The sequence below is a fragment of the Actinomycetota bacterium genome (genome assembly GCA_036280995.1).
Lineage (GTDB): Bacteria > Actinomycetota > CALGFH01 > CALGFH01 > CALGFH01 > CALGFH01.
Genome location: DASUPQ010000102.1, coordinates 1 through 8,355, shown reverse-complemented (window position 1 = coordinate 8,355; position 8,355 = coordinate 1). Strand labels below are relative to the sequence as shown.

10 protein-coding genes are annotated in these 8,355 nt (G+C 74.3%); 6 read left to right on the top strand and 4 right to left on the bottom strand.

Translation table 11 applies throughout. The features are described from left to right. The coding region (locus VF468_03000; protein HEX5877280.1) for an ATP-binding protein at positions 1-274 on the top strand (274 nt) is incomplete at its 5' end. A gap of 10 nt (positions 275-284) precedes the next feature. On the opposite strand, the gene VF468_02995 is transcribed toward VF468_03000, so the two are convergent. Further along, positions 285-2,333: an elongation factor G-like protein EF-G2 gene (locus VF468_02995; protein ID HEX5877279.1), complete on the bottom strand. Its 2,049-nt coding sequence runs from the start codon at positions 2,331-2,333 to the stop codon at positions 285-287. Positions 2,334-2,492: 159 nt separating this feature from the next. Between VF468_02995 and VF468_02990 the strand changes: the two genes are divergently transcribed. Genes VF468_02990 through VF468_02970 form a run of 5 tightly spaced genes read left to right on the top strand, consistent with a single transcriptional unit; the run spans position 2,493 to position 6,369 of the window. Then, the gene (locus VF468_02990; GenBank protein ID HEX5877278.1) at positions 2,493-3,089 is read left to right on the top strand and encodes a CDP-alcohol phosphatidyltransferase family protein; all 597 of its coding nucleotides are present in this window, start codon (positions 2,493-2,495) and stop codon (positions 3,087-3,089) included. Then, positions 3,086-4,033, top strand: a complete 948-nt coding sequence (locus tag VF468_02985; GenBank protein ID HEX5877277.1) for a phosphatidylinositol mannoside acyltransferase — start codon at positions 3,086-3,088, stop codon at positions 4,031-4,033. The genes VF468_02990 and VF468_02985 overlap by 4 nt, the downstream gene beginning before the upstream one ends. Continuing rightward, positions 4,030-5,139, top strand: a complete 1,110-nt coding sequence (locus VF468_02980) for a glycosyltransferase family 4 protein (protein ID HEX5877276.1) — start codon at positions 4,030-4,032, stop codon at positions 5,137-5,139. The genes VF468_02985 and VF468_02980 overlap by 4 nt, the downstream gene beginning before the upstream one ends. Before the next feature lie 46 nt (positions 5,140-5,185). Continuing rightward, complete coding sequence (locus VF468_02975; GenBank protein HEX5877275.1) at positions 5,186-5,638, top strand: hypothetical protein; 453 nt, start codon at positions 5,186-5,188, stop codon at positions 5,636-5,638. Continuing rightward, positions 5,635-6,369 carry a M48 family metalloprotease gene (locus VF468_02970; GenBank protein HEX5877274.1) on the top strand — a complete coding sequence of 245 codons (735 nt, stop codon included), beginning with the start codon at positions 5,635-5,637 and terminating at the stop codon, positions 6,367-6,369. The genes VF468_02975 and VF468_02970 overlap by 4 nt, the downstream gene beginning before the upstream one ends. Here the strand turns inward: VF468_02970 and VF468_02965 are convergent. From VF468_02965 to VF468_02955, 3 genes are all read right to left on the bottom strand, one after another. Then, complete coding sequence (locus tag VF468_02965) at positions 6,302-7,525, bottom strand: cation:proton antiporter (protein HEX5877273.1); 1,224 nt, start codon at positions 7,523-7,525, stop codon at positions 6,302-6,304. The genes VF468_02970 and VF468_02965 overlap by 68 nt on opposite strands. 6 nt (positions 7,526-7,531) lie before the next feature. Then, positions 7,532-8,011: a cation:proton antiporter regulatory subunit gene (locus VF468_02960; GenBank protein HEX5877272.1), complete on the bottom strand. Its 480-nt coding sequence runs from the start codon at positions 8,009-8,011 to the stop codon at positions 7,532-7,534. A 73-nt stretch (positions 8,012-8,084) separates the two neighbouring features. Continuing rightward, the gene (locus VF468_02955) at positions 8,085-8,318 is read right to left on the bottom strand and encodes a hypothetical protein (GenBank protein ID HEX5877271.1); all 234 of its coding nucleotides are present in this window, start codon (positions 8,316-8,318) and stop codon (positions 8,085-8,087) included. Between the last annotated feature and the right edge of the window lie 37 nt (positions 8,319-8,355).

The following is an 8,355-nucleotide window of genomic DNA, read 5'->3' as shown; positions in this document are numbered from 1 at the left end:
TGGCGGGCCCGAGGAGGTGGAGGTCGCCGTCTACGCCGACCCGGCAGCCGGCCAGGTCGAGGTGGTGGTCGCCGACCGCGGCACCCCCCAGGGCCCGAGCGACGGGCGCGGCATGGGACTGCTGGTGGTCCGTCAGTTCCTGGAGTACGTGGGCGGGCGGTCTTGGGTGGAGCGACGCCAGGGCGGCGGCACCGTGGTCAGGCTCAGCCTGCCCCTGCGGCCGCCCGCCACCGCCGCCCAACCGGGGCGGCTGGACAGGGCCGTCAGCACCTGATCGTCCTCGCTCACTTGCGGGCGTTGGCCTCCTCGATGACCTTGGCGGCCATGTGCGGCGGCAGCTCCTCGTAGTGGGAGAAGCGGCGCGCGAACGACCCCTTGCCCCTGGTCATGGAGCGCAGGTCGATGGCGTAGCGGACCACCTCGGCCTCGGGCGCGGTCGCCCGGACCAGCGTCTTGCCGGTGCCCACGGGGTCGGTCCCGACCACCCGGCCGCGCCGCGACGACAGGTCGCCGAGGATGTCGCCCACGTACTCGTCGGGCACCAGCACCTCCAGCTCCAGCACCGGCTCGAGCAGGACCATGTCGGCCTGGGCGGCCGCCTCCTTCATGGCCAGGCCGCCGGCGATCTGGAAGGCCATGTCGGAGGAGTCGACCGAGTGGAACTTGCCGTCGTACAGGGTGACCTTGATGTCGACCACCGGGAACCCGGCGACCAGGCCGTCCTCCATGGCCTTGCGCACGCCCTTCTCGACCGACGGGATGAACTGGTTGGGCACGGCCCCGCCGTAGATCTTGTCGGCGTACTCGAACCCGCTGCCCCGGGGCAGCGGCTCGACCTCGATGTTGCAGATGGCGTACTGGCCGTGGCCGCCCGACTGCTTCACGTGCCGGCCCAGGGCCTTGACCGGGGCCTTGAAGGTCTCCTTGTAGGGGAGCAGCAGCGGGACCTGGGTGACCTCGACCCCGTACTTGCGCTTGAGCCGCTCCAGGGTGACCTCGATGTGGTTCTCGCCCATGCCCCACAGGATGGTCTGATGGGTCTCGGGGTTGCGCTCCACCCGCACGGTCAGGTCCTCGGCCTCGGTCCGGGCCAGCCCGGAGGAGAGCTTCTCCTCGTCGCCGCGGGACTTGGGGGCGATCGCGATCGGCAGCAGCGGGTCGGGCATCACCGGGGCCGGCAGCACCACCGGGGCGTCCTTGGACGTGAGGGTGTCGCCGGTGGCGGTGTCGGCCAGCTTGGCCACGGCGCCGATGTCGCCGGCCACCACCTGGTCGGCCGGCTCCTGGGCCTTGCCCCGGACGGTCAGCAGGTGGCCGACCCGCTCGTCCTTGCGCTTGGTGGCGTTGAACACCGTGCTGTCGGGGCGGAAGGTGCCCGAGACCACCCGGAACAGGTTCATGCGCCCGACGTACGGGTCGGCGATGGTCTTGAACACGTACGCGGCCAGGGGGCCGTCCGGGTCGGCGCGGCGGCCCTCGACCTCGGGGCGCTCGGCGGGGGAGGGGAAGGCCTGGGTGCAGACCTCCAGCAGCTCGGCCACGCCGATGTTCTTGATGGCCGCCCCGGCCAGCACCGGGAACAGCCGCCCGGCGGCCACCGCCTGCTCCAGGTCGCCGATCAGGTCGGTGGGGGCGATCTCCTCCCCGCCGAGGTAGCGGTCCATCAGCTCCTCGTCCTCGGACTCCTGGATGATCGCCTCGATGAGCTGCTCGCGCAGGCTGGCCGCGGCCTCGGTCAGGTCGGCGGGGACGTCGCCCTCGCTGCGCTTGCCGTTCTCATAGGTGAAGGCGCGGCCCGACAGCAGGCCGACCAGGCCGCCGAAGTCGTGCTCCTCGCCGATGGGCAGGTACAGCGGCGCGCAGGCCTTGCCGAAGGCGGCCTGGATGCCGTCGAGGCTGCGGGCGAACGACGCCCGGTCCCGGTCCAGCTTGTTGATGAAAAAGGCCCGGGGCAGCCCCAGCTCCTCGGCCATCGTCCAGACGACCTCGGTCTGGGTCTCGACCCCCTCGACGGCCGAGACCACGAACAGGACCCCGTCGGCGGCGGGCAGGGCCGAGCGCACGTCGCCCACGAAGTCGGCGTAGCCGGGGGCGTCCAGCAGGTTGATCTTGAAGCCGTCGTACTCGACCGGGGCGACGGCCAGGGAGACCGAGATCTGCTTGCGCGTCTCCTCGGGCTCGAAGTCGGTGACGGTGGTCCCGTCCTCGACCCGGCCGATGCGGTTGGTGGCCCCGGTGGCGTGGCACACCGCCTCGACCAGCGAGGTCTTGCCGGCGCCCCCGTGACCAACGATCAGGATGTTGCGGACATGGTCGGTGGGGTAGCTCTTCACAGGCGGCCAGCCTCCCTCGATGTCGCCGGAGCGGCGATGCTACCACCGCATATTGCCGTAACCGGTCGCCGTTGAGCCGGGTCTACAGGAGTGCTAGCCTCCCCAAGTTCAACCTTGGGTGTTCCCCCACGAACACCCCCGTCACGACAGGTATCCCTCGTGCTCTCGTCCAAGGCCCGCGACACCTTCCGTCACGTCACCGAGCCGGCCGGCCACGCCCTGGCCAAGGCCGGCATCACCGCCAACGGCCTGACCGCCATCGGCCTCGCCGGCAGCCTCGGCGCCGGCGCCCTCATCGCCACCGGCCAGCCCGTGATCGGCGGCGCCGTCAGCCTCCTGTCCGGCCTCCCCGACATGCTCGACGGGGCCGTGGCCAAGGCCTCGGGCCGGGTCTCGCGCAAGGGTGCCTTCCTGGACTCGGTCGTCGACCGGCTGTCGGACGCGGCCGTGCTGTCGGGCATCATCTGGTTCGCCGCCGTCCGCGACCTCGACGCCATGGCCGTGCTGGCCGCCCTCGTGCTCGGCCTGTCGCTGATCGTCTCCTACATCAAGGCCCGGGCCGAGTCGCTCGGCTTCGCCTGCAACGTCGGCATCGCCGAGCGCCCCGAGCGGGTCATCGTCCTCGGGCTCGCCCTGCTGCTTGGGCATGCCGAGGCCGGCCTGTGGGTGCTGGTCGCCGGCACCGCCATCACCGTGGTCCAGCGCCTCCTGGTCGTCTGGCAGCAATCCGACGTCGGGCCGGACATCGGCAGGTGATCCCCAACAGCCAGGCGGCCTCTCGCCGCTGGCTGGCCGCCTGGACGCTGGTCCGCAAGCTCCCCGAGCCGGTGGCCCACGCCCTCGGCGGGGTCGGCGGGCGGGTCTCCCTGGCCCTGGACCGTGACCGCCGCGAGGCCCTGACGGCCAACCTGGCCCAGGTCCTCGGCCCCGCCACCGGCCCCCGCGAGCTGCGGCGGGCGGTCCGGCAGGGCTTCGCCAGCTACGGCCGCTACTGGGTGGAGGCGTTCCGGCTGGAGGACCTGACGGCCGCCGACATCCGCCAGCGGCTGCGCATCGAGGGCCGCGAGCACATCGACACCGCCCTGGCCGGCGGCCGGGGCGCCATCTTCGCCAGCCCCCACATCGGCAACTGGGACGCCGGCGGGGCCTGGCTGGCCGCCGTCGGCTACCCGGCCACCGCCGTGGTCGAGCGGCTGAAGCCGGCCGAGCTGTACGAGCGCTTCGCCGTCTACCGGCGGGCCCTCGGGATGGAGCTGCTGCCGCTGGACGACGGCAGCGAGACCCTCCGCGGGGTCGTCAGGGCCCTGCGCGCCGGCCGCCTGGCCTGCCTGGTCTGCGACCGCGACCTGACCGGGGGCGGCCTGGAGGTGCGGCTGTTCGGGGCCCGGGCGGTGATGCCGGGCGGGCCGGCCTCGATCGCCCTGCGGACCGGGGCGCCGCTGCTGCCCTGCAGCGTCTACCACGACCGCCGTCCCGGGCACTGGCGGGCCGTCGTCCACCCGCCGCTGGTGCCCGAGCGCTCCGGCGACACCCGCAAGGACACCGTCGCCCTCACCCAGCGGCTGGCCGACGAGTTCGAGGGCCTGATCGCGGCCGCCCCCACCCAGTGGCACGTGCTCAGCCCCTACTTCCACCGGAACCGGTCCCCGGTCCCCCGTGGCCAGCAAGGTACCGACCCGCCACCGGCTGGGCCGTCGTGAACATCGGTCTGGTCTGCCCATACGAGTGGACCGTGCCCGGCGGGGTCGGCAACCACGTCCGGGCCCTGGCCGGCGAGCTCCGCCAGGCCGGCCACCGGGTCGACGTGCTCGCCCCGGCCGAGGCGCCGGTGGCCGAGCCCGGCTTCGTCGGCCTGGGCGGGTCGCTGGCCGTCCCCTACAACGGCTCGGTGGCCCGCATCGCCATCGGCCCCCGGACCCTTGTCCGGGTCCGGCGGGCCGTGCACCGGGGCGGCTACGACCTGCTCCACGTGCACGAGCCGCTGTCCCCGAGCGTCGGCATGCTCACCGTCACCCAAGCGGGCCCGGTGCCGGTGGTGGGAACCTTCCACGCCAACCTGGACCGCTCCCTCGCCCTGAAGGCGGCCAGCCCCCTGCTGCGCCGCGTCTACGACCGGATGGAGGCCAGGATCGCCGTCAGCGCCTCGGCCCGGGACACCTGGCAGGGGCACTTCGGCGGCGCCATGGCGGTCGTCCCCAACGGGGTCGCGCCCGAGTTCTTCGCCCGCCCCGAGCCCCTCGAGGGCTGGAAGGGCGACGGCCCGACGGTCCTGTTCGTCGGCCGGCTCGAGCCCCGCAAGGGCCTGGAGTACCTGGTCAGGGCGTTCCTGCGGCTCAAGCCGGCGTTCCCGCGGCTGCGCCTGCTGGTGGTCGGCCGCGACGACCGGCACATCCAGGACAAGGCCATGGCCATGGTCCCGCCCCGGCTCCGGCCCGACCTGGTCTTCGTCGGCTCCGTGCCCCAGGCCGACCTGCCCTCCTGCTACGCCTCGGCCGACGTGTTCTGCGCCCCGTCGCTGGGCGGGGAGTCGTTCGGGATCGTCCTGGCCGAGGCCATGGCCGTCGGCCTGCCGGTGGTCTGCTCGGACATCGGCGGCTACCGCGAGGTGGTCCGCGACGGCGCCGACGGGCTGCTGGTCCCGCCCCGCGACCCCGAGGCCCTGGCCGCGGCCCTGGCCGGTCTGCTCGACAACCCGGCCCGCCTGGCCGCCATGGGCGAGGCGGCCGCGGTGTCCGCCCGCCGCTACGCCTGGGAGGTGGTCGCCGCCGAGGTGGCCGAGGTCTACCAGGCCGCTCTCGCGGGGTGAGCGTTTCGGTACACTGCGCCGTCGAGCGGCGAGTCGAGGAGGCGGCGTGGACGTGGCGGCGGCCCTGTGGGGCGGGATCATCGGGGCGATCGTGGCGGCGACGGTGTACGCCGGGTTCCTGGGGCTGCGCCTGACCCGGCTGGACCTGCTCCGCTTCGAGGGCGGCCTGCTGCTCCGGGAGCGGAGCAGCATGGTCTACATCTACGGGGTGACCGTGCAGGTGGTCGCCGGCGCCCTGCTCGCCCTCGTCTACCGCCAGGTGTTCCAGCAGCTCGACTCGGCCACCTTCGTCGGCTGGGGGGCCCTGCTCGGCCTCGCCCAGGGCGTCCTGGCCGTGCTCCTGCTGCCGGTCCTGGGCATGCTCAACCGCAACGTGCGGGCCGGCGACGAGCCGCCGCCCGGCCCCCTGGGGCGCGCCTACGGCCGCCTCACCCCCCTGGCCCTGCTGGTCGCCTCGGTGGTCTTCGGCACCTGGGTCGGCATCGTCCTCCTTCCTTGAGCACGCTGGTGCTCCTGCGGGAGCAGATCGCCGCCAACCGCCGCGCCTACCAGGTCACGGTGGCCGTGGTCGTGGCCGCCCTGGCCCTGTTCGGGCTCCTGGTCACCCTCGTCCTGGGCCTCGGGGTGAGCGGGCTCGGGGCCGGGCTGGGCCTGGCCGTGCTGGTGGTCGGGTTCGCTCCCGGGGTGGGGGAGCGGGCCGCGCTGCGCGACGCCGGCGCCCAGGCCGCCGACCCGGGCCGCTGGCCCCGCTACCACAACCTGGTCCAGGGCCTGAGCCAGGCCGCCGGCCTGCCCGTGCCCCGGCTGTACGTGGTCGACAGCGACGCCGCCAACGCCTTCTCGGTCGGGCGCGACCCCTCCCGGTCGGCCCTGGTCGTCACCCGGGGGCTGCTCACCACCCTGAACCGGGTCGAGCTGGAGGGCGTGCTCGCCCACGAGCTCAACCACATCTGGAGCTGGGGGGCGCGCCTGGCCACCCTCGGGGTCGCCCTCGGCCGGGTCCCGGGGCTGCTGCGGCTGCTGGCCCCGCCCCGGCGCGAGTTCGACGCCGACGAGGGCGGGGCCCGCCTCACCCGCTACCCGCCGGGCCTGGTCAGCGCCCTCAGGAAGCTGGCCTCGGGCGGCCAGCCGCCGGACGGGCCCGGCCTGCGCCACCTCTGGATCATGGCTCCCGGGGACGCCACGCATCCGCCGGTGGACGAGCGGATCGCCGCCCTGCACGAGCTGTGAGCGGGCGGCTGAGGCCGACCCGCAGGGGCTCGGAGGTCCGGGCCAGGACCGGGCCCAGGACGGCCAGGATGAGCACGTAGGCGGTGGCCAGCGGGCCCAGCTCGGCCTCGCGGCCGGCGGCCACGGCCAGGCCGGCGATCACGATCGAGAACTCGCCCCGGGCGACCAGGGCCGTGCCGGCCCGCCAGCGCCCCCGGGAGCCGACCCCGATCCTCCGGGCCGCCCACCAGCCGGTGGCGACCTTGGTCGCCGCCGTCACCAGGGCCAGGACGGTGGCCACGAGCGCGACCGGGGGGATCGAGCGCGGGTCGGTCTGGAGCCCGAAGAACACGAAGAACACGGCCGCGAACAGGTCGCGCAGGGGGCTGAGCAGGTCGTGGGCGGCCTCGGCGGCCCGGCCGGACAGGGCGATGCCGACCAGGAACGCCCCGACCGCGGCCGACACCTGGAGCTGCTGGGCCAGCCCGGCCACGACCAGGGCCACGCCGAGGATGACCAGCAGCAGCACCTCGTCGCTGGGGCTGAACACCAGCCGGCTGAGGGTCTCGCCGTAGCGGACGGCGACCACCAGGACCACGGCCACCGTGGCCAGGGCGACCCCGACCGGCAGGACGCTGGCCAGCAGCCCGCCCCCGACCAGCAGCCCGGTGATCAGCGGCAGGTAGGCGGCCATGGCCAGGTCCTCGACGACCAGGATGGACAGGACCACCGGGGTCTCGCGGTTGCCGAGCCGGTTCAGGTCGCCGAGGACCTTGGCCACGATCCCCGACGAGGTCACGTACGTCACCCCGCCCAGCACCACCGCGGCCAGGGCCGACCAGCCGAGCAGCAGCCCGGCCAGCAGGCCGGGGGTGAAGTTGAGGGCGAGGTCGACCAGGCCGGCCGGGGCGGCGGCGCGGAGGCTGCTCATCAGCTCGCTGGCCGAGTACTCCAGCCCCAGCAGGAGCAGCAGGAGGATGACCCCGACCTCTGCCCCGATCTCGATGAACTCCTGGGCGGTGACCAGCGGCAGCAGGCCGCCTTCACCGAAGGCCAGCCCGGCCAGCAGGTACAGGGGGATGGCGGAGAGGCCGAGGCGGCCGGCCAGCCGTCCCAGGATGCCCAGCCCCAGGATCACCCCGCCCAGCTCGAGCAGGACGGCGGCGCCGTGCTCCACCGCCGGTCAGCTCCCCAGCAGCTTGGCGAGCTCCTTGATGCCCTGAGCGGTGCCGACGACCACCAGCGTGTCGCCCGGCTCCAACTGGACGTCGGGGGTCGGGGCCGGGATGGCCCCGTCGCCGCGCACGATGGCCACGATCGACACGCCGGTGCGGCTGCGGGCCTGGGTGTCGGCGATCGCCTGGCCGGCGTACGAGCTGCCGGCGCGGATCGGCAGCCAGTCGATGGCCAGGCCCTCGATCCGCTGGGTGAGGGCGGCCAGGTGCTCGACCAGCCGGGCCGCGCCGAGCAGCTCGGCCAGGGCGTCGGCCTCCTCGTCGGTGAGCTGCACGACCTCCTGGCACGCGTCGGGGTCTTCGCGGTCGTAGACCAGCAGGTCGCGCCGGCCGGTGCGGTGGGTCACGACGCCGAGCTGGCGGCCGGCCCTGGTGGTGAAGTCGTGGCGCAGCCCCACCCCCGGCAGGTTCGTCTCCTGGATGTCCATGCCTCTGCGGTGTCCTCTCATCGGTAGCCCTGTCGCCACACTTCCTGCCCACCGTAGCTGACCACGAAGGTGGTCACGGCCTCGGGGTCGGCCAGGCCCAGCCCCAGCCGGCCCCCGTCGGGGCGGTGACGTCGACCCGGAGGGCGGGGCCGGCGCCGTTGTCGACCCGCACCGTCCGGTAGCGCCCGCCGACCGTGGAGCCGGCCATCCACAGCGCCCCGACGGCGGTGACGACGACGGCGACCACGGCCATGGCCAGCACGGGACGGTCGACCTCGGTCCCGTCCGGTCGCACGCGAACCCTCATGGTTGCAGACCTCCAGCCTACGCCGCTCGGCGGGGCG

Coding starts and splice junctions, on each gene's coding strand:
- VF468_02955 (HEX5877271.1), bottom strand. CDS start 8,318: ATGAGGGTTCGCGTGCGACCGGACGGGACCGAGGTCGACCGTCCCGTG.
- VF468_02960 (HEX5877272.1), bottom strand. CDS start 8,011: ATGGACATCCAGGAGACGAACCTGCCGGGGGTGGGGCTGCGCCACGAC.